The 18,713-nt window shown below is 58.7% G+C and carries 18 protein-coding genes; 9 read left to right on the forward strand and 9 right to left on the reverse strand.

Annotation, left to right across the window (positions count from 1 at the left end; all coding sequences use genetic code 11):
• Positions 1-16: 16 nt before the first annotated feature.
• The 5 genes from H1S06_RS12210 (at position 17) to yjgA (ending at position 3,574) form a co-directional block, all read left to right on the forward strand.
• Entirely contained in the window at positions 17-478 is a 462-nt protein-coding gene (locus H1S06_RS12210) for a PTS sugar transporter subunit IIA (RefSeq protein ID WP_181740589.1), read from the forward strand.
• A 1-nt stretch (position 479) separates the two neighbouring features.
• Entirely contained in the window at positions 480-1,364 is an 885-nt protein-coding gene (rapZ, locus tag H1S06_RS12215) for an RNase adapter RapZ (RefSeq protein WP_181740591.1), read from the forward strand.
• Positions 1,357-1,626, forward strand: a complete 270-nt coding sequence (locus tag H1S06_RS12220) for an HPr family phosphocarrier protein (protein ID WP_181740593.1) — start codon at positions 1,357-1,359, stop codon at positions 1,624-1,626. The genes rapZ and H1S06_RS12220 overlap by 8 nt, the downstream gene beginning before the upstream one ends.
• Positions 1,627-1,693: 67 nt before the next feature.
• Entirely contained in the window at positions 1,694-3,043 is a 1,350-nt protein-coding gene (gene mgtE, locus H1S06_RS12225; protein WP_181740595.1) for a magnesium transporter, read from the forward strand.
• A gap of 12 nt (positions 3,044-3,055) precedes the next feature.
• Positions 3,056-3,574: a ribosome biogenesis factor YjgA gene (gene yjgA / locus H1S06_RS12230; RefSeq protein ID WP_181740597.1), complete on the forward strand. Its 519-nt coding sequence runs from the start codon at positions 3,056-3,058 to the stop codon at positions 3,572-3,574.
• On the opposite strand, the gene H1S06_RS12235 is transcribed toward yjgA, so the two are convergent.
• From H1S06_RS12235 to H1S06_RS12260, 6 genes are all read right to left on the reverse strand, one after another.
• The gene (locus H1S06_RS12235) at positions 3,566-7,204 is read right to left on the reverse strand and encodes a YhdP family phospholipid transporter (protein ID WP_181740599.1); all 3,639 of its coding nucleotides are present in this window, start codon (positions 7,202-7,204) and stop codon (positions 3,566-3,568) included. The two genes, yjgA and H1S06_RS12235, sit on opposite strands and share 9 nt — an antisense overlap.
• A gap of 12 nt (positions 7,205-7,216) precedes the next feature.
• Complete coding sequence (gene rng, locus H1S06_RS12240; RefSeq protein WP_181740601.1) at positions 7,217-8,686, reverse strand: ribonuclease G; 1,470 nt, start codon at positions 8,684-8,686, stop codon at positions 7,217-7,219.
• 33 nt (positions 8,687-8,719) lie between these two features.
• Positions 8,720-9,298 (reverse strand): Maf family protein, encoded by a 579-nt coding sequence (locus H1S06_RS12245; RefSeq protein ID WP_181740603.1) that lies wholly within the window; start codon positions 9,296-9,298, stop codon positions 8,720-8,722.
• Positions 9,299-9,303: 5 nt separating this feature from the next.
• Positions 9,304-9,792 (reverse strand): rod shape-determining protein MreD, encoded by a 489-nt coding sequence (gene mreD, locus H1S06_RS12250; protein WP_181740605.1) that lies wholly within the window; start codon positions 9,790-9,792, stop codon positions 9,304-9,306.
• Positions 9,785-10,603, reverse strand: a complete 819-nt coding sequence (gene mreC / locus H1S06_RS12255; protein WP_255483062.1) for a rod shape-determining protein MreC — start codon at positions 10,601-10,603, stop codon at positions 9,785-9,787. The genes mreD and mreC overlap by 8 nt, the downstream gene beginning before the upstream one ends.
• 87 nt (positions 10,604-10,690) lie before the next feature.
• Positions 10,691-11,728: a rod shape-determining protein gene (locus tag H1S06_RS12260; protein WP_181740607.1), complete on the reverse strand. Its 1,038-nt coding sequence runs from the start codon at positions 11,726-11,728 to the stop codon at positions 10,691-10,693.
• A 198-nt stretch (positions 11,729-11,926) separates the two neighbouring features.
• On the opposite strand from H1S06_RS12260, the gene gatC reads away from it, so the two are divergent.
• The 3 genes from gatC to gatB are packed head-to-tail and all read left to right on the forward strand — an operon-like array spanning position 11,927 to position 15,156.
• Positions 11,927-12,214 carry an Asp-tRNA(Asn)/Glu-tRNA(Gln) amidotransferase subunit GatC gene (gene gatC, locus H1S06_RS12265; protein ID WP_181740609.1) on the forward strand — a complete coding sequence of 96 codons (288 nt, stop codon included), beginning with the start codon at positions 11,927-11,929 and terminating at the stop codon, positions 12,212-12,214.
• Positions 12,215-12,241: 27 nt separating this feature from the next.
• Positions 12,242-13,699: an Asp-tRNA(Asn)/Glu-tRNA(Gln) amidotransferase subunit GatA gene (gene gatA / locus H1S06_RS12270; protein ID WP_181740612.1), complete on the forward strand. Its 1,458-nt coding sequence runs from the start codon at positions 12,242-12,244 to the stop codon at positions 13,697-13,699.
• A 2-nt stretch (positions 13,700-13,701) separates the two neighbouring features.
• Entirely contained in the window at positions 13,702-15,156 is a 1,455-nt protein-coding gene (gene gatB / locus H1S06_RS12275) for an Asp-tRNA(Asn)/Glu-tRNA(Gln) amidotransferase subunit GatB (protein ID WP_181740615.1), read from the forward strand.
• Between the two features lie 261 nt (positions 15,157-15,417).
• Here the strand turns inward: gatB and H1S06_RS12280 are convergent, their stop codons facing one another.
• Positions 15,418-16,113 (reverse strand): phosphoglycolate phosphatase, encoded by a 696-nt coding sequence (locus tag H1S06_RS12280; protein ID WP_181740617.1) that lies wholly within the window; start codon positions 16,111-16,113, stop codon positions 15,418-15,420.
• Positions 16,113-16,787, reverse strand: a complete 675-nt coding sequence (gene rpe, locus H1S06_RS12285) for a ribulose-phosphate 3-epimerase (protein WP_181740619.1) — start codon at positions 16,785-16,787, stop codon at positions 16,113-16,115. Before rpe ends, H1S06_RS12280 begins: the two co-directional genes overlap by 1 nt.
• A gap of 110 nt (positions 16,788-16,897) precedes the next feature.
• Between rpe and H1S06_RS12290 the strand changes: the two genes are divergently transcribed.
• On the forward strand, positions 16,898-17,890 hold the full coding sequence (locus H1S06_RS12290) for a DUF3530 family protein (protein ID WP_181740621.1): 993 nt from the start codon (positions 16,898-16,900) through the stop codon (positions 17,888-17,890).
• Positions 17,891-17,896: 6 nt separating this feature from the next.
• Here H1S06_RS12290 and djlA read toward each other — a convergent pair whose 3' ends face one another.
• Positions 17,897-18,712, reverse strand: coding sequence for a co-chaperone DjlA (gene djlA, locus H1S06_RS12295; protein WP_181740623.1), 816 nt, complete (start codon positions 18,710-18,712; stop codon positions 17,897-17,899).
• Position 18,713 lies beyond the last annotated feature (1 nt).

Here is an 18,713-nt window from a genome sequence, read left to right on the forward strand (position 1 = left end):
AGCAGCACGTCACGACATGCAACTATCAGAACTGCTGACCCCGTCCCTCACTCTCTGCCATGCGGATGTGGTCAGCAAGAAGCGAGTCCTCGAACTCGCCAGTCAAACAATCGCGGAACAATTGGATGGCCCGGCCGCTGAGGATATCTTCAGCGGCCTTATTAATCGCGAACGCCTTGGCAGCACCGGTATCGGTGAAGGCGTCGCCATCCCGCACTGTCGAATGGCTGGGGTTGAGCGGGCCGTCGGCATGCTCATGACGCTGGCCTCCCCGATCGACTTCGACGCCATCGACAACCGCCCCGTAGACCTTGTCTGCCTGTTGCTGGTCCCCGAACAGGGTGCCGATGAACACCTCCAGACTCTGGCAGGCCTGGCAGAACTGTTTAACCACTCTGAAACACGCGAAGCGTTACGTGCCTGCGAGGACTCCGAGAGCCTGCTTGCCCGCGTTCAACGCCTGTGTCAGGAGCGATAACATGCGCCTGGTCGTTCTCAGCGGCCGCTCCGGCTCGGGCAAAAGTACCGCCCTGCAGGCACTTGAAGATGTCGGTTTCTACTGCATCGACAACCTGCCCGCATTACTTTTGCCGGAGTTGATTCGCCTGATGCTCGCCGAATCACGCCCGGCCCCGGCCATTGCCGTCAGTATTGACGCCCGCAACCTGCCCAGCAACCTGCTCCGTTTCCCGGACGTCATGCAGCAACTGCGGCAGCAGCCCGGCCTGATCACGGAAACCCTGTTTCTTGATGCCGGGGATGCAACACTGCTGCGACGCTACAATGCGACCCGACGCCGTCATCCTCTGACCGACAGCGATCAAAGCCTGCAGCAGGCCATCCGTACCGAACGGGAATTGCTGGAGCCTATCGCCAATCTGGCCGACCTTCGCATCGACACCACGCGCCTGTCGCTTTACGAACTGCGCGACGAGGTCAAGCTGCGCGTCGCCGGGCGCAGCGAGCAAACGCTGTCCCTGCAGTTCGAATCCTTCGGTTTCAAGCACGGCGTTCCGCTGGATGTCGACTTCACCTTTGATGTGCGCTCCCTGCCTAACCCTTACTGGGTTCCCGAACTGCGCCGCTTCACCGGCCGGGACCGGGAAGTCATCGATTTTCTGTCCCAGGCCGATGACGTGGCCGAAATGGTAACCGATATTCGAGAATTCGTGCACAAGTGGCTGCCTCGCTTCAAGGCCAACAATCGCAGCTACATCACAATCGGCATCGGTTGCACGGGTGGGCAACACCGTTCTGTCTACGTAGCCGAGCAACTGGCTGGTTATTTCCGCGCGCATATGGATAATGTTCAGGTGCTACACCGTGAACTGAGTCAGCCTGCCGCGGGACACCAACATGATTGAAAAGCGACTGACCATTATCAACAAACTGGGACTGCATGCTCGCGCCGCCGCCAAGCTGGTGACCACGGCCAGCCAGTTTCAGTCCGACATCCGTATCACCCGCGATAACCGCGAGATCGATGGCAAAAGCATCATGTCCGTCATGATGCTGGCGGCCAGTAAGGGAACCGAACTGCAACTCAGCGCGCACGGCGATGACGAACAGGACGCGTTGGATGCACTGGAGTACCTGATCAACAACCGGTTCGACGAACCCGAGTAAACGATTTCGGCTCCACCAGATTCCCGTTTTATCCCACTGCCGTACTGCTCCTGAGTGAGAACTGCCGATGAGCCAGCCCGAAACGCCCTCCAATCTGGAAACCCTCAGCGCTGCTCTGGAAGTCGGCGAGCTGCAGCAGCTCCGCTTCATGCTGAACAAGGGCCTGCGTCCGGTTGAAGTGGCACATCTGCTGGAAAAAACACCCCCTCGGGAACGTCAGATTCTGTGGAACCTGCTGAACAAGGATCTGGAAGGCGAGGTCCTTCAGTATCTGGGTGATGATGCTCAGGCCGAGATTCTGAGCCGCATGGAAGCGGTCGAGGTATTGGCGATCACGGAATCCCTCGAAACGGACGATATGGCCGATATCCTGCAGCAGCTGCCCGAGCGGGTCATGAAAGAGCTGCTACAGATCATGGATCAGGACAACCGCGAACGCGTCGAGCAGGTGCTGTCCTACCCGGAAGATACGGCGGGCGGCCTGATGAACACCGATACGGTCACTATCCGCCCGGATATCACGGTCGAAACCGTGCTGCGCTACCTGCGCCGACACAAGGAAATACCGGAAACGACCGACACCCTGTTTGTGATCAGCCGCAAGGGCTCCTACATCGGCGTACTGCCACTGACACGCCTGTTGACCACCGACCCCGACGTTCTTGTTCGGGAGATCATGAATACCGATATCGAAGCCATTGCCGCCGACACACCCGATGAAGAGGTCACCCGCCTGTTCGAACAGCTGGACCTTCTTTCGGCCCCGGTGACCGATGGCGTGGGCAAGCTGCTGGGCCGTATCACCATCGATGACGTGGTCGATGTTATCCGTGAGGATGCCGACCATTCGCTGATGAGCATGGCCGGTCTGGACGAGGACGAGGATACCTTTGCCCCCATCATGAAAACCACCCGACGGCGTGCCGTATGGCTGGGCATCAATCTGATCACTGCCTTTATCGCTTCCGCCGTGATCGGGCTGTTCGAGGAGACCATCGACAAGGTTGTAGCTCTCGCCGTCCTGATGCCGATCGTGGCGTCCATGGGGGGAATCGCCGGCAGCCAGACCCTGACGCTGGTCATTCGAGGCCAGGCCCTGGGACATGTCGAACGATCAAACATCAGTTGGCTGTTCAACCGCGAGCTGGTTGTCGGCACCCTGAACGGCTTGCTCTGGGCCCTGGTTGTCGCCCTGGTTGCCGTGCTCTGGTTCCAGGATATTACCGTCGGCATCGTGATTGCGCTGGCGATCGTAATCAACCTCGTTGCCGGTGCCATGGCTGGCACCCTGCTGCCAATGGCTCTAAAATCAATTGGTATAGACCCGGCCCTGGCAGGCAGTGTCCTGCTGACCACCATTACTGATGTTGTCGGATTTTTTGCCTTTCTGGGTCTGGCAACGCTGTTTTTTGCTTGATGGACATTGAATATGACCCACTTTGACCCTCACCCTTCCGACGAAACGGATGATCTGCCACTCAGCAAGTCGCGCCTCAAGCGTGATGCCGACGATCTGCAGCAGCTGGGCAAACGCATCGCCGAGCTACGCCCGGATCAACAGGAAAAGCTGCCAATCGACGGCCAGTTGCGTCTTGCACTGGAAGAATATGGCCGCATCAAGGCCAACGGTGCCAAGCGCCGTCACCTGCAGTATATCGGCAAGCTAATGCGTACTGCCGATGCCGATGCCATCCGCGAGGTGGCGGACCACTTCGATTCCGCTTCGGCAATCTACAACCAGCAGTTTCATGAAATGGAACGCTGGCGTGACCGCTTGCTGGAAGGCGACAACAGCGCTCTACAGGCCTTTATCGACCAGCATCCAAATGCCGATATCCAGCACCTGCGTCAACTGGTACGCAATGCCCAGCGTGAACGCCAGCGCGAGCAACCGCCCACACAGGCACGCAAACTGTTCCGCTATATCAGGGAACTCTATTCAGTTTAACCCGGGCCAGTCGGTCGTGCCCTCGGGCACCATCGGCGCCCCGCCCCCGTCACGATCATTGCCCGCCTGCAGCTCCAGCTCCGGATCATCCCAATGTCCGGTCAGTCGATACTTGAGTGTGCTGAAACGCTCCAGCTTGTCACCGATCAGGCGGTCTATTACAAACACGGCACCCGCTACCTGAGGTGCACCCAGCAGAATCGCGGCCAGCGGCGCATTGCCGCTAATGGGCAGCGCCACTTCGACCGTGTTATCGAGCTGCTGAGCGGCCAGGTCAACCTGCCCCGTCAAGGTCATGTTGGCTGACGGACCTTCCATCCGCAGCGGTTCCAGCGTCGTCGCCAGCCCGTTTTCTATACGGTAATGACCACTGATACGATCAAAGCTGACCCCCTTTCTCAGCAAGTCGCTGAAATCCAGGCGCAAACGACGGGCCACAGAGTTGAAATTCAGAATCCCGAATACACGCAACAGGTTGGTACTGTCGGCGGTTTCAATCAGACGCGTGTTCGTCGTGGCAAATTTCAGCTCGCCATGCAGCCGCGACCAGTCAAACAGCCAGGGCGCCCCTGGCCACTGCAACTGCAGCATCGCCTCGGCCTGTCCCGTTTCCATAATTCGGTCATGGCCCCAGCTTTTGAGAAAACGCCCAAGATTGTCCCCTGCCATATTCACACTGATCGCCGTATTACCCGCCTCGCCCTGAACCCATTCAGCTTCGCCACTGAGGACCAGTTGTTCGGGATAGGCTTCCAGACCGACAATGCGCACTCGTCCGGGTTCCGGGCGCAAGGCAAACCGCCACTCGCCCAACGGCTTGTGGGCAAACCATAAGTCGTCGATACGCACATCCAGCGCCGGTAACTGATCACTGACATAATCAACAACCGAGCTGCCAGCAGCCCCCTGTTCCGTTTTCGGCACCTCAGCCGCATCAGCATCAGTATCCGGCATCAGGGCTTCCAGCTGGATATGCGTCAAATTCAACCCGGCCGGTTGCTCCGCTGTTGCCAGCCGCACCTCGCCACTCAACTGCGGATGCTCCAGTCCAATTGTCAGAGGCGCTTCGGCTGCCTGTCGCGCCCTGATCTGCAGGGGGGCAATACCGTCGGCAGGCAACTGCAGATCAAGCCGATCAAGGCTCACTTCAGGTACCAGAGACAGGGCCAGCTCCATCGGTGCCGACTGCTCGGCTCGTTTGGCCAGTATTCCCGGCAGATCCAGCGCGATCCCTTCCAGGGCCGTTGTCACATCCAACCGAGGGCAGTCGACCCGCTCGCAAATATCCACAACGGCCTGCCAGGGCGTTACACCGCGAGCATGAGACAGCACCGGCAGCGCCAGCCAGCTCTGCAGCTGCTGCATCTCGGAACGCCCCTGCAGGTGAATCCGATAATGTGCCCGCTCATTCGTAATACGGGCGCTGACCGGCTGTCCGAGGAAGCGTCCCTGCAACCGGTCGGCCGTCAGCCCCTGCTCGCTGCTGTAGTGCAATCGACCTTCAATATCACTGATCTGCAGAGCGCCGGCCTGACCTGCCAACTGCCCCTGCTGCAGAGAAACGGACAACGCCACCTGTGGCGGTTTGTCCTGCAACGGAATCTGCAGCCCGAGCCGGCTCTCGGCCCGTCCGTCCAACAGCGACCAGTCCTGTATCGATGATCCCAACACATCCGCCAGCGGAGTCTGCTTCAACACCTGATCCAGGTCCCCCAGCGGCCCCTTCAGAAGGGTTTCCACCTGTAATGTGCGCCCATTCGGCGGCAAGTACGCCCACCCTGAAACGACCTCGCTGTTCAGCAGACGGGCCTGATTGATATTGATGGCGACACCGTTATCACGCACCAGCACAAACAGATCAGCCTGTTCAACAGCAGGCCAACCCGGCTGGTACGCCAGTTTTCCGTCTTCGACATCAAAGAACAGCTGTGCAACCGGTGAGCGTGGCGCGCCGTTATTACGGGTCCCGGTCCGCAACAAAAAACCGCCCTGGCGCAGCCGCCCACCCTGTATTGCCTGTGCCAGCCACTGCTGCAATTCCACCCCAACCTCTTTTGCCGGGGTATAGATGGATGCCTGAGAACCATCACTGTCAGTCATGCCGATCAACAGTACCAGCTCACTCTGGCGCCGCCGATCAAACGGAAGATCCATGCTGAAGCGCCCCGCTGCCTGCACATGACGATCCTTCAGCTGTAAACGCTCACTGGCGACATGCACCCCCTGGTCACTCAGCTGCCAGGTCACGCGCCCTCGGGCTTCGGGATAACGCCAGGTGTCGGGAAACAGCTCGGGGAAATGCATGGCAAAGTCTTCACTGATCAGGTCGACTCGTCCCTGCTTCAGGCCGGTTTCCAGGCGGCCGTTAATACCCGCCAGCATCGGCGCACCGGCCCAGGCCGATACCCTCACCTCTTCAAGGTCCGCCGCCAAACGCATATCTTGCCAGCCGCTTCCTTCGGGCTTGTGGATCGTCAATGGGCGCAACTGTCCCTCTGGCCGCAGCTCATCCAGCAACAGGGCAGCCGATTCAGGCATGCCCGGAGCCTGACGCAGCCAGCTCGATAAACGGCCCAGATCCAGCTCGGCTACCCCCAGTTGCCAATGCTCTGGAGGCAAGGACAACGGCCCCTGCGCCATCACCAGCGGCAAGTCAAGCCGGGCCTGCTCATGCTCCAGCTGCAACCGGCTGATCTGCAACTGATACTCCTCGCCTTTCGGCTGCAGACTGGCATCGAAACGCCCCGAGCGGGGATAAGGTACGCCCGCTGCGGCCAGGTCCAGTTGCGCAAGGCTCACCTCGGCCTTGGCATGCAGCAGCTTGCGCTGTTCCAGCTCAGCCCAGATCCGCGTACTGACATCAAGCTGCTCGATTCCCAGCTGCCGGCCAAACAGTCGGAACAGCTCCGGCCCCAAATGCTCCAGTTCCAGAAACAGGCGATACCGGGCATCCAGCGCTTGCTGCTGGATGGAGTCGGTTTCCACCATAAACTTCATTTCCGCCGCCTCGCCCAGCAGAGGCATACGGAACAGGCCGCTAAGGCGATGTTCTGCAGGCGAGTTTTCCAGTTCCAGATCAGCGGGGGTGATCACCAGACTTTGTCCGGACTCCGGAACCAGTGTCAGTTCGGCATCACGGATAACGGCATAGGGCTGTTGTAACAATACTGCGGCCAGGCGCTCCCAGGCACTGGCCGATACGCCTCCCGACGCTTCGGCTCCCGGCGCAGCGCCCGGACGATGCAGCCAGGCACCGCCGCGCTGGTTCCAGCGTATGGCGGCACCACTCGCTTCAAAGCGATGAAAGATCAATGCCCCCGACAACAGGGAGGCGATGGGGTCCAGCTCCAGCGTCAACTGCCGCAGCCTGAGGTGTCCTTCGACACCGTCTTCCGAACGGGTACTGATAGCAATGTTATGGGCACTCAAGACCGGAAGAGCATAATGCCACTGCCCCTGTAATCGCCCGATCTCAACCGGAGCACCCAGTGCTTCGCTGAGCACGCCCTGTAATTCGGGGCGCCAGCGGTCAATCGTCTGCAGGCCGAGACGGGCCGCCGCCAGCAACAAGGCCAGCAATAGCAGAACAATAATCCCGAGCCACCAGGCCCGACTCAAATGACGGCGCATGCCTCTGCCTGTCTAACGCAGCACAACATCAAACTGCTCTGGCGTATACAGCGGTTCAATCTGAAAGCGTACGGTTTTGCCGATAAAGTCTTCCAGTTCGGCCACATAATCGGAGGCGTCTTCCAGCAGGTGATCCACTACCGACTGGGCCGCCAGTACAAGATAGGTTTCGGTATCATAGGCACGATGCTGGCGCAGGATTTCACGGAAAATTTCGTAGCAGACCGTTTCTGGCGTTTTCAGTGAGCCCCGACCGTTACAATGATTACAAGGTTCGCATAGCACCTGCTCCAGACTCTCTCGGGTACGCTTGCGGGTCATTTCAACCAGCCCCAGCTCGGAAACGCCGGTCACCTTGCACTTGGCATGATCCTTTTCCAGCACACGCTCCAGTGTGCGCAGAACCTGACGCTGGTGGTCCGGATCTTCCATGTCGATGAAATCGATGATGATGATCCCCCCCAGGTTACGCAACCGTAACTGACGGCCAATAGCAGTAGCGGCTTCCAGGTTGGTTTTGAAGATGGTCTCTTCCAGGTTGCGGTGGCCAACGAACGCACCGGTATTTACGTCCACCGTTGTCATCGCTTCGGTCTGATCGAAAATCAGGTAGCCACCGGATTTCAGCTCGACTTTGCGTCCCAGCGCCTTTTGCATCTCCTCTTCAACATTGAACATGTCAAAGATTGGACGCTCGCCCGGATAGTATTCAAGCGTGCTCTCGATTTCCGGTACCAGGGCCCGTACAAACTCCTTGGCGCGCTGGAAGGTTTCACGAGAGTCGATACGGATGCGCTCGACTCCGGTATGCGCCATATCCCGCAGGGCGCGCATGTTCAGCGGCAGGTCTTCATACACAATGGCTGGCGCCTTGACCTGCTTGATCTGCTGTCCGATTGAATCCCACAGGCGACGCAGAAATTGCAGATCGGCGGCAAGCTCGATCTCGGAGACGCCTTCGGCCACCGTACGCAAAATGACCCCCCACTCGGAGGGGCTGGACTCGTCCTGCATCAACTCCAGCATCTGCCCCCGCAGACGATCACGTTCCTGGGGATCCTCAATCCGCTGGGATACACCCACATGACTGCTGCCCGGCATCAGGACCAGATAACGAGACGGTATGGAAATATGAGTGGTCAGGCGTGCACCCTTGGTGCCAATCGGATCCTTGGTGACCTGCACCAGCAGGGACTGCCCTTCACGCAGCACCTGAGCAATGGACGTGGCATTGCGCTGCTCGGTCGTCAGCCCCTGGTCAATCACTTCATCGACATGAATAAACGCCGCCCGCTCCAGGCCGATGTCCACAAACGCGGCCTGCATGCCGGGCAGAACGCGTACCACCTTACCCAGATAAATATTGCCGACAATACCGCGACGCTTGGCACGCTCCACATAAATTTCCTGAGGCATACCATTTTCGATCACTGCCACGCGCGTTTCCATCGGCGTGAAGTTGATCAGGATCTCCTCACCCATCCTTTATGCCCTCGATCAGCTGTTATTATTGATTCATGACTGCTGCCAGACCGGGACCTCGTACCGTTGTAACAAGGTTGCCGTCTGCATCAAGGGTAATCCTACCACAGCCGAGTAACTGCCCCGGATTTCCTGTACCAACACAGCCCCCAGTCCCTGAATGCCGTAAGCGCCCGCCTTGTCACAAGGCTCTCCCGTGCGCCAGTAGGCTCGACAGCGGGCCTCGTCCAGTTCGACAAAAGCGACTTCGGTGACCACGGTCTCGACGCTGCACTGCCGCCCGGCCACAACCGCCACCGCCGTCATGACCTGATGCCGCCGTCCCGACAGCATCATCAACATGCGCACGGCATCCTCCTCATCGACCGGTTTGCCCAGAATGCGACCAGCCACAACCACACTGGTATCCGAACCCAACACCACGGCTTCCGGATACAGACGCTGGCAGGCTTCCGCCTTTTCTCGCGCCAGCCGCTCCACGTAGTCCTCTGCCGCCTCTCCCGGATGCACACTTTCATCGATATCCACGGCACAACAACGGAAGTCTACACCGATTTGGGCCAGTAACTCGCGACGGCGCGGTGACGCGGAGGCAAGAATCAGTTCAGGCATGACACTCATTGAATATAAAAAGTATGCCGCACGGCACGCAGCAACAGATAAAGCCAGGGCCACACCAGGGCACTGACCAGCGAGGGCAGCAGGAACAGCAGGGAATCACCGGTGGTGCCGGTAATGCTCTGCATCCAGTGAAACAGCAGTTGATTGATGCCAACCAGCACCAGCACCATCAGCGACTGCTGCCAAAGCGGGAACATGCGCAGGCGCTTGTACAGGACCAGGACAAAGAAAGCGATCAGCGTCAACGACAGGGCGCTCAGTCCCAGCACACTGCCTCGCACCACATCCATCAGTACGCCCAGCATAAAGGCACTGCCCAGTCCGATACGATGTGGCAATGCCATGACCCAATAAATCAGGATCAGCACAATCCATTCGGGTCGAGCCCAAACCAGCATGTCCGGCAGCGGCAACTGACTCAATACCATCCCCACCAGAAACGTCGCAAAGATGATCAGACCACCACCACCGTGACGCTCACTCATCCACCACCTCTTGCACCGTTTCGACCGGTTCCGGACGGTAGTCCACCAGCAATAGATGACGGCTGCGGTCCAGTCGTGCTGCCGGTTCTGCCTTGACCAGCGTAAAGGGGCGTCCGGGATCACGAATAACCTTCTTCACCCGCGCCACCGGATATCCACGCGGGAAGCGCCCGCCCAGTCCGGACGTCACCAGCAGATCGCCTTCTCGAATATCCGCTGTATCCGGCACATGATCCAGCTCCAGCTCATCCAGTACGCCCTTGCCCAATACGATGGCCCGGAAACCGTTGCGGTTTACTTCAACCGGGATCGCTGACCGGGCATCCGTCACCAGCATGGCACGGTTGGTATAGTGCGCCAGAGAAACCACCTGCCCCATGACACCGCCGGCATCCAATACCGGCTGCCCGGTAAAGACGCCATCCTCGGAGCCACGATTGAGAATGACTTCATGTTGAAAGGGGTCGGGATTCACTCCGATCAATTCAACCAGCCGTGTATCCAGCTCCAGGCGCTCGCTGCCCCCCAGCAGGTCACGCAGGCGAATATTCTCGGCAGTCAGCGCCGCCATCTGCTGAACCTTGCGTTCCAGCACCATGGCTTCGGATCTTAATGTCTCGTTTTCACGCACCAGTCTGGCACGATCCACCACCACATCAGAAAGACCGTCCGCTACTCGAGCCGGGATATCCACAACCCATTGCAGCGGCGTAACCAGCAGAGCAAGCCAGGCGCGCCCCTCTTTCATTTTCGGCCAGTTCAAATCGACGACCATCAACAGGCTCGCCAACAGAATCAGCAGAACAAACAAGCGTCGTGGCGCGCCTCCGCGGAAGATCGGATTAATATGTCACCTCCCGCACCACAGACTGCAGGCTGTCACAATACCCGCCGGCCATCACTCGCTGGTCAGTATTTCAAAAGTGTGCTTATCGAGCATTTCCAGCGCTTTCCCGCCACCACGCGCTACGCAGGTCAACGGGTCTTCCGCCACAATCACCGGCAAGCCGGTTTCTTCACTGACCAGACGGTCGATGTTGCGCAACAGGGCACCACCACCGGTCAGGACGATACCGTGCTCGGCAATATCCGCCGCCAGTTCGGGGGGGCACTGCTCAAGCGCACTCTTGACCGACTGTACAATCGCTGACAACGGTTCCTGCAGCGCTTCCAGAATTTCGTTGCTGTTCAACGTAAAGCTGCGCGGAATTCCCTCTGCCAGGTTGCGACCACGCACATCGATCTCCAGTATTTCACTGGATGGATACGCCGTACCGATTTCCTGCTTGATACGCTCGGAGGTCGAATCCCCGATCAGACTGCCGTAATTGCGACGAACATAGGTCACGATTGCTTCGTCAAAGCGGTCGCCGCCCACCCGTACCGACTCGGCATAGACAATACCATTCAGGGAGATCACGGCGATTTCAGTCGTCCCTCCGCCGATATCCACCACCATGGAACCACTGGCTTCTTCCACCGGCAATCCGGCGCCGATCGCGGCGGCCATGGGTTCGTCAATCAGATATACTTCACGGGCACCGGCCCCGATTGCCGACTCCTTGATAGCCCGACGCTCGACCTGCGTTGACTTGCAGGGAACACAGACCAGCACACGGGGACTGGGTGTCATGAAGCTGTTGTCATGTACCTTGCTGATAAAATACTGCAGCATTTTCTCGGTGACATGAAAGTCGGCGATTACGCCGTCTTTCATCGGCCGAATCGCAGTGATGTTACCGGGCGTTCGCCCGAGCATGCGCTTGGCATCAGTACCGACTGCCGCAACCGACTTCTGGTTGCCGTTCACACGAATGGCCACAACCGAAGGCTCATCCAGAACAACATCCTTGTCGCGTACGTAGATCAATGTGTTGGCGGTGCCCAGATCAATGGACAGGTCACTTGAAAACAGACCTCGAAATTTCTTCAACATGTTATTGTGGGTACCCTGAGATTAGCCTGAGCGGCCGCTAGTCTGAAAGACTCACAACTCTAACAACGGCAGGGATTTTGAGCAAGGTTCAAACATGCTATCGTATGCCTCATTCATTCCATCCAAATTCAATTGCGGCGGGGCCTTGAGCATTAAGGGCTCCTTAAGCAAAGACTGATCAAAGCGAGAAGCGGACCTATGTCACTGGACCGATCCGATGTGGAACAAATAGCTCACTTGGCGCGCCTGCAAATCGACGCCGCCGATGTCGACAGCTATGGTGATTCACTGAACAGCATACTGAACCTGGTGGATCAGATGCAGGCCACCAACACCGAAGGCGTCGAGCCGCTGGCCCACCCGCTGGATGCCGTACAACGCTTGCGCGCCGACGAGGTTACCGAACCCGACCAGCGCGAAGCCCTGTTGTCCGTCGCTCCCGCCACCGAGGAAGGTCTCTTCCTGGTTCCCAAGGTCATCGAATAATCCGCCTTCAGGTTCAAGGACATCGACATGTTTGACAAGACACTGGCCGAGCTCGCCCAAGGGCTGGAGCGCGGCGATTTCAGCAGCACCGAACTGACTCAGGCTTACCTGCAACGTATTAACACGCTGGACAGCCGCTACAACTCGTTCATCACGATTACAGAAGAACAGGCCCTGGCCCAGGCACAAGCTGCCGACGAAGCCCGCGCAACCGGTAACGGCGGTGCTCTCTGCGGTCTGCCAATCGCGCACAAGGATCTGTTCTGCACTCGGGGTGTACGTACCTCCAGCGCCTCAAAAATGCTGGACAACTTCGTTTCCCCCTACGATGCGACCATCGTCAGCCGCCTGAAAAATGCAGGCACTGTCACGCTGGGCAAACTGAATATGGACGAATTCGCCATGGGCTCCTCCAACGAGAGCAGCTTCTACGGCCCGGCTCGCAACCCCTGGAACACCGACTGCGTACCCGGCGGCTCTTCAGGCGGTTCAGCTGCAGCGGTGGCAGCGCGCCTGACGCCGGCGGCCACCGGCTCCGATACCGGTGGTTCCATCCGCCAGCCAGCGGCACTCTGCGGTATCACCGGCCTGAAACCGACCTATGGTCGTGTGTCCCGCTACGGCATGATCGCCTTCGCCTCCTCTCTCGATCAGGCGGGCCCCATGGCGCAAACCGCTGAAGACTGCGGCATGATTCTGAATGCCATGGCTGGCTTCGACCCCATGGATTCCACCAGCGCCGAGCGCGACATGGAAGACTACACCGCCGAGCTGAACCAGCCGCTGGCCGGACTGAAAATCGGCCTGCCGAAAGAGTACTTTTCTGCCGCTCTGGATGCCGGTGTTGCCGAGCAGGTTCGCAATGCTGTGGCCGAGTTCGAGAAGCTGGGTGCGACCGTGAAAGAGGTCAGCCTGCCCAATACCGAACTGTGCATCCCGGCCTACTATATCCTGGCCCCGGCCGAAGCCTCTTCCAACCTGTCCCGTTTCGACGGCGTACGCTACGGCTACCGTTGTGACAACCCGGTGGATCTGGAAGACCTGTACAAGCGCAGCCGTGGCGAAGGCTTCGGTGCCGAGGTCAAGCGCCGCATCATGATCGGCACCTACGCCCTGTCCGCCGGTTACTACGACGCTTACTACAACAAGGCCCAGCAGATCCGTCGCATGATTCAGCAGGATTTCGTCAATGTGCTGAACGACGTCGATGTCATCATGGGTCCGACCACGCCGCAGCCCGCGTTCAAATTGGGCGAAAAAAGCAGCGACCCGGTCTCCATGTACATGGAAGATATCTTCACCCTGTCGCTGAACCTGGCGGGTCTGCCGGGCATTTCCGTGCCTTGCGGCCAGACCAACGGCCTGCCGGTCGGCCTGCAGATTATCGGCAACTATTTTGCCGAGTCGAAGCTGCTTAACGTGGCGCACCAGTTCCAGCAGGCAACTGACTGGCATAAACAGATCCCGGCCGGAGCGGAGGTGTAAGCATGGAATGGGAAGTCGTTATCGGCCTGGAGATTCACGTCCAGCTGTCGACCAAAACCAAGATTTTCTCCGGTGCCAGCACGGCGTTCGGTGCCGAGCCGAACACCCAGGCCTGCGCCGTTGATCTGGCACTACCGGGCACCCTGCCGGTATTCAACGAGAACGCCCTGCGCATGGCAGTGATGTTCGGTCTGGCGGTGAACGCCGAGATCGGCAAGCGCTCCGTGTTCGAGCGCAAAAACTATTTCTACCCGGACCTGCCCAAGGGCTACCAGACCACTCAGCTGGCTGAGCCGATCGTTGGCCCGGGCTTCGTCGATATCGAAACCGATGACGGCGTGCAGCGTCGCGTAGGCCTGCATCACGCACACCTGGAAGAAGATGCAGGCAAATCCCTGCACGAAGACTTCCACGGCATGTCCGGCATCGACCTGAACCGTGCCGGCACTCCGCTGGTTGAGATCGTATCCGAGCCGGATATGCGCTCTTCCAAGGAAGCAGCCGCCTACGCGCGCAAGATCCACGCCATCGTGACGACACTGGGCATCTGCGACGGCAACATGGCCGAAGGTTCCATGCGCTGTGACTGCAACGTATCCATCCGTCCAAAGGGCCAGGAAGAGCTGGGCACTCGTACCGAGTTGAAGAACATCAACTCTTTCCGCTTCATCGAACGCGCCATCGACACCGAAGTGGCGCGTCAGATCGACCTGATCGAAGACGGCGGTACCGTGGTGCAGGAAACCCGCCTGTACGATCCGGACAAAAACGAAACCCGCAGCATGCGCTCCAAGGAAGAAGCCAACGACTACCGTTACTTCCCCTGCCCGGACCTGCTGCCGGTCATTATCGATGACAGCTACATCGAAGCGATCCGTGAAACCCTGCCGGAACTGCCGGATGCCCGTCGCGAGCGTTTCATCAGCGAGTACAGCCTGTCCGAATACGATGCCGGCGTCCTGTCCGCCTACCGCCCACAGGCGGACTACTACGAGCAGGCAGTCAAGCTTTCGGGCGATGCCAAACTGTCCGCCAACTGGGTGATGGGCGAGCTGGCCAAGTTCCTCAACCAGAACGACACCGATATCAAGGACAGCCCGGTCTCTGCCGAACAGCTCGGCGGCCTGCTGGTCCGCATCAAGGACAACACCATCTCCGGCAATATCGCCAAGAAGGTGTTTGAACTGATGTGGAACAAGGGCGGCAACGCTGACGAAATCATCGAAGCCGAAGGTCTCAAGCAGGTCACCGACACCGGTGCCATCGAGAAAATCGTCGATGAAGTCATCGCCAGCGCCGACAAGCAGGTCGAGCAGTACAAGGCGGCCGAACCGGAGAAGCGCGGCAAGATGCTGGGCTTCTTCATGGGGCAGGTCATGAAAGCCACTGGCGGCAAGGCCAACCCGGGCGCTGTCACCGGCATTCTGAAGCAGAAGCTGGACGCGCTCTGCGACTGAGCAGTCTGATTCTGGCAATCCACAAGCCGGTCCCCCTACAGGGACCGGCTTTTTTCATGCTCATGCCCTTTTCCATTCCTTGAGCTGCACTGGCATGGGACAATGCCTTTTACCTGGTCAGTATCCTTTCACCGACAGGCATGCTCCTGCCGTTCAGGTGCGCAGGAAAGACTCTGGCACTGACAAGCCGTGAACAGGCCCTTTGAATCAGAGCCTGCCCAGAATTGGTCTTCGTTGTACGCCGCCGGCATACACGATCAGTCAGGATATTGCCGGCGCCATCAATTCAACAAGGTTATCCACAACCCGATCCGGTGAGCAGTTGGCCACGGCTTCGCCGTGGTTGTAGCCATAACTGACGCAAGCAACCGGACACCCTGCTGCTCGTGCCGCCGCCACATCATTGCGTGAATCCCCCACCATCAGCGCCTGTTCAGGTGTACAGCCGGCGGTTTCCAGCACCGTCAGCAACGGCAGCGGATCAGGCTTTTTCACCGGCAGGCTATCTCCCCCAAGCACCTGATCAAAATAGTGATCGATCTTCAGTGCCTGCAGCAACGGAGTGGTAAACGCCATCGGCTTATTGGTGATAACCGCCATGGGGACACCCGCCTGTTGCAGGTGTAGCAGCAATGCTTCCACACCGGGGTAAAGTTTGGCGTAACGTCCATTACTCTGTGTATATGCCGACAGAAAGACCTCGAATGCAGCCTGGAACAACTCAGGCTCCACGGCATCTTCAGCCGGGTGCATCTCACCACTGAGAGCCCGCTTGACCAGCACCTGAGCACCATTGCCGACCCACTGGCGTACCTTGCATTCACCCGCTGCCTCGCGCCCCAGTGCTTGCAGCATGTTATCCACAGCCGCCGTCAGATCCAGAGCGCTGTCAACAAGAGTGCCATCCAGGTCAAACATAACCCGCTGAGGCAATTCACCCTTGAACAAGGCACGCATCAGCAGGCAACCTTGGCCAGCTCGGCACGCATCTGTGCAATCGTGGCGGCGTAGTCATCGGTATTGAAGATGGCAGACCCCGCCACAAAAGTATCGGCACCGGCCGCGGCAATTTCCGCGATATTGCCGATCCCCACTCCCCCATCCACTTCCAGACGAATATCACGACCACTGGCATCGATGCGTTCACGCACCAGGCGCAGCTTATCCAGCGTAGAGGGAATGAACTTCTGCCCGCCAAAACCGGGGTTGACCGACATCAGCAGAATCATATCCACCTTGTCCATGACATGATCCAGATAATGCAGCGGCGTGGCCGGATTGAAGACCAGACCCGACTGACAGCCACCATCACGAATCATCTGCAATGACCGATCGATATGCTCGGATGCTTCGGGATGGAAAGTAATATAGGAGGCCCCGGCCTTGATGAATTCGCCAATCATGCGATCAACAGGCTTGACCATCAGGTGGGCGTCAATCGGTGCCGTAACACCATAGTCACGCAACGCCTTGCACACCATCGGACCAATCGTCAGATTGGGTACATAGTGGTTGTCCATCACATCGAAGTGAACAATATCCGCACCGGCAGCCAGCACGTTTTCAACCTCTTCACCCAAGCGAGCGAAATCGGCAGAGAGAATAGAAGGAGCAATCTTGAAGTCGGCCATGGGAACTCATTGACTGATTAGTAATCACGCCATTGTACCTCAAGCCACCGGCAGGATTAATGCCCTCCCCGGCACTTGCGGGGCGAGAACGAAGGATCGATAATTCCGATATGTTGAAATTTGCCCCGTTTATCCTCTGCGCCCTGAGCAGCCCCTGCCTGGCAACGGAACCCGTACGTCAGAGCACAAGCTCCGGCAACCCGGAACAACAGCTTTTGCAACAGTTGGACAGCAGCCATGAATTGCTGACGCTAGAGTCCGACGACGACCGTTTTATCCTGCTGTACCGACCCGCCATGATGCCCGAGCCCCATGGAGCGCTGCTGATCCTGCCCGACCCCGGTGCAGCCGGAGGCTGGCTGGGGCAGACTCGAGCCCTGACACGCTACCTGCCGGAGCACGGCTGGTCGGTGCTGACACTGGAACCCCTGCCGCTGCCATCGGAAGCACTTCCACCACGGACGCGCACCATCCAAACAGCACTTTCCAGCACGGCTGAAGTCGAGACTCTTCCCTCTGAAGAGAGGCTGGAGACCAGTTCAGTGACAGCGCCGCCCCCTGAGGAGAAGAGCGCCCCGCCATCGGTGACTCACTCCGAACAGCTGCGCCAGCGCCTGACGCTGGCCTGGCAGGAACTGGCGCAGCGCAGCGAAGCACAGCAACAGATCATCCTCGCAATTGGGCAAAGTGCGACTTCGGCCGCAACACTGGCCCTCGAAAAGGGTGAGGAAGTCACACTGGTATTGATCGACCCGCAACCACTGCAGCAATCGCCGACTGCACTGGCGAATCTGTTCGCCCCCCTGTCTCGACACACCATCCTGGACCTGTACCATGCTCCCTTGCCGGGCTACCCCGAGGCAGAGCCAAATGCAGGCCAGCGGCGTCTACAGGCCGCACGCATGGGCCTGAATGCTTACCACCAAGGCCGCGTGCCCGGTGTCTTCCGAGGCTGGCAGGCCGAGATGCCCTGGCTGGTCAAACAGGTTCGCGGGATGCTGGAACGTATTCTGCTCCAGAGCACAGCGGAGGAAGCGCTCACTTCCACCCCGGATACGATTCCTCCCCTGACCCAGATGCCGCCAGGTCAACGGCTTGAATAGACAGAATCAGCGCATGCCTCGCGCCGCTTTAACGCGATCATAGGCAGCCTGTATTTCCTGGGTTTTTTCCTTGGCCAGCTGCACCATATCTTCCGGCAGGCCCTTGGCGATCAGCTTGTCCGGGTGATGCTGACTCATCAGCCTGCGCCAAGCTTTTTTCACCTCGGCATCACTGGCCTCAGGCGCAACACCCAACACTCCATATGCATCAGCCAGCAGCTCTGGCTGGCTGCCCCCCTGCTGATGCGACTCCCAGGAATGACGCCGAAAAGCATCTTCGGCTCGCATCCTCGACATCAGCAGTTCGATCTCCTGCGGCGTAAACTGCAGCTGGGCAAACATCTGCTGCAGCACCGCCTGTTCGGCCGGACTCACGTCACCATCCACCATCGCGGCCTGCAGCTGAATCTCGACAAACATCAGCTTCACGGCCGCACGGTTACGCAGCAGAATCGCCAAAGGCCGCAGCACTTCCGTGATATCGAAGTCTTCCGCCTTGCCTTCGTTAAAGCAAGCGATCGCCTCATGCCGGCGCGCTTCGGTCAGTCCCATCCGCGTCATGACCTCACGAGCAAAGGCAATTTCTGACTCACTGACACGGCCGTCGGCCTTGGCCAGCTTGCCCATGGCACAAAAGGTAGCGCGAAAGAACAGTTGCTGAGGGTTGTAGTCCTTGAGCTTGCGACTCAATCCACGCTGCGCCAGAAAGCCCACCGTACCACCCAGCAGTAAACCGATGGGACCACCGGTCAACAGGCCGATCAGCCCCCCGATCAACAGGCCGGTACGATACTGTTTCAGTTGTGTAATCAGGTCCTGCATA

The organism is Marinobacterium marinum, assembly GCF_013868415.1.
GTDB classification, from domain to species: Bacteria; Pseudomonadota; Gammaproteobacteria; order Pseudomonadales; family Balneatricaceae; genus Marinobacterium; species Marinobacterium marinum.

Coding starts and splice junctions, on each gene's coding strand:
- H1S06_RS12210 (WP_181740589.1), top strand. CDS start 17: ATGCAACTATCAGAACTGCTGACCCCGTCCCTCACTCTCTGCCATGCG.
- rapZ (WP_181740591.1), top strand. CDS start 480: ATGCGCCTGGTCGTTCTCAGCGGCCGCTCCGGCTCGGGCAAAAGTACC.
- H1S06_RS12220 (WP_181740593.1), top strand. CDS start 1,357: ATGATTGAAAAGCGACTGACCATTATCAACAAACTGGGACTGCATGCT.
- mgtE (WP_181740595.1), top strand. CDS start 1,694: ATGAGCCAGCCCGAAACGCCCTCCAATCTGGAAACCCTCAGCGCTGCT.
- yjgA (WP_181740597.1), top strand. CDS start 3,056: ATGACCCACTTTGACCCTCACCCTTCCGACGAAACGGATGATCTGCCA.
- H1S06_RS12235 (WP_181740599.1), bottom strand. CDS start 7,204: ATGCGCCGTCATTTGAGTCGGGCCTGGTGGCTCGGGATTATTGTTCTG.
- rng (WP_181740601.1), bottom strand. CDS start 8,686: ATGGGTGAGGAGATCCTGATCAACTTCACGCCGATGGAAACGCGCGTG.
- H1S06_RS12245 (WP_181740603.1), bottom strand. CDS start 9,298: ATGCCTGAACTGATTCTTGCCTCCGCGTCACCGCGCCGTCGCGAGTTA.
- mreD (WP_181740605.1), bottom strand. CDS start 9,792: ATGAGTGAGCGTCACGGTGGTGGTGGTCTGATCATCTTTGCGACGTTT.
- H1S06_RS12260 (WP_181740607.1), bottom strand. CDS start 11,728: ATGTTGAAGAAATTTCGAGGTCTGTTTTCAAGTGACCTGTCCATTGAT.
- gatC (WP_181740609.1), top strand. CDS start 11,927: ATGTCACTGGACCGATCCGATGTGGAACAAATAGCTCACTTGGCGCGC.
- gatA (WP_181740612.1), top strand. CDS start 12,242: ATGTTTGACAAGACACTGGCCGAGCTCGCCCAAGGGCTGGAGCGCGGC.
- gatB (WP_181740615.1), top strand. CDS start 13,702: ATGGAATGGGAAGTCGTTATCGGCCTGGAGATTCACGTCCAGCTGTCG.
- H1S06_RS12280 (WP_181740617.1), bottom strand. CDS start 16,113: ATGCGTGCCTTGTTCAAGGGTGAATTGCCTCAGCGGGTTATGTTTGAC.
- rpe (WP_181740619.1), bottom strand. CDS start 16,787: ATGGCCGACTTCAAGATTGCTCCTTCTATTCTCTCTGCCGATTTCGCT.
- H1S06_RS12290 (WP_181740621.1), top strand. CDS start 16,898: ATGTTGAAATTTGCCCCGTTTATCCTCTGCGCCCTGAGCAGCCCCTGC.
- djlA (WP_181740623.1), bottom strand. CDS start 18,712: ATGCAGGACCTGATTACACAACTGAAACAGTATCGTACCGGCCTGTTG.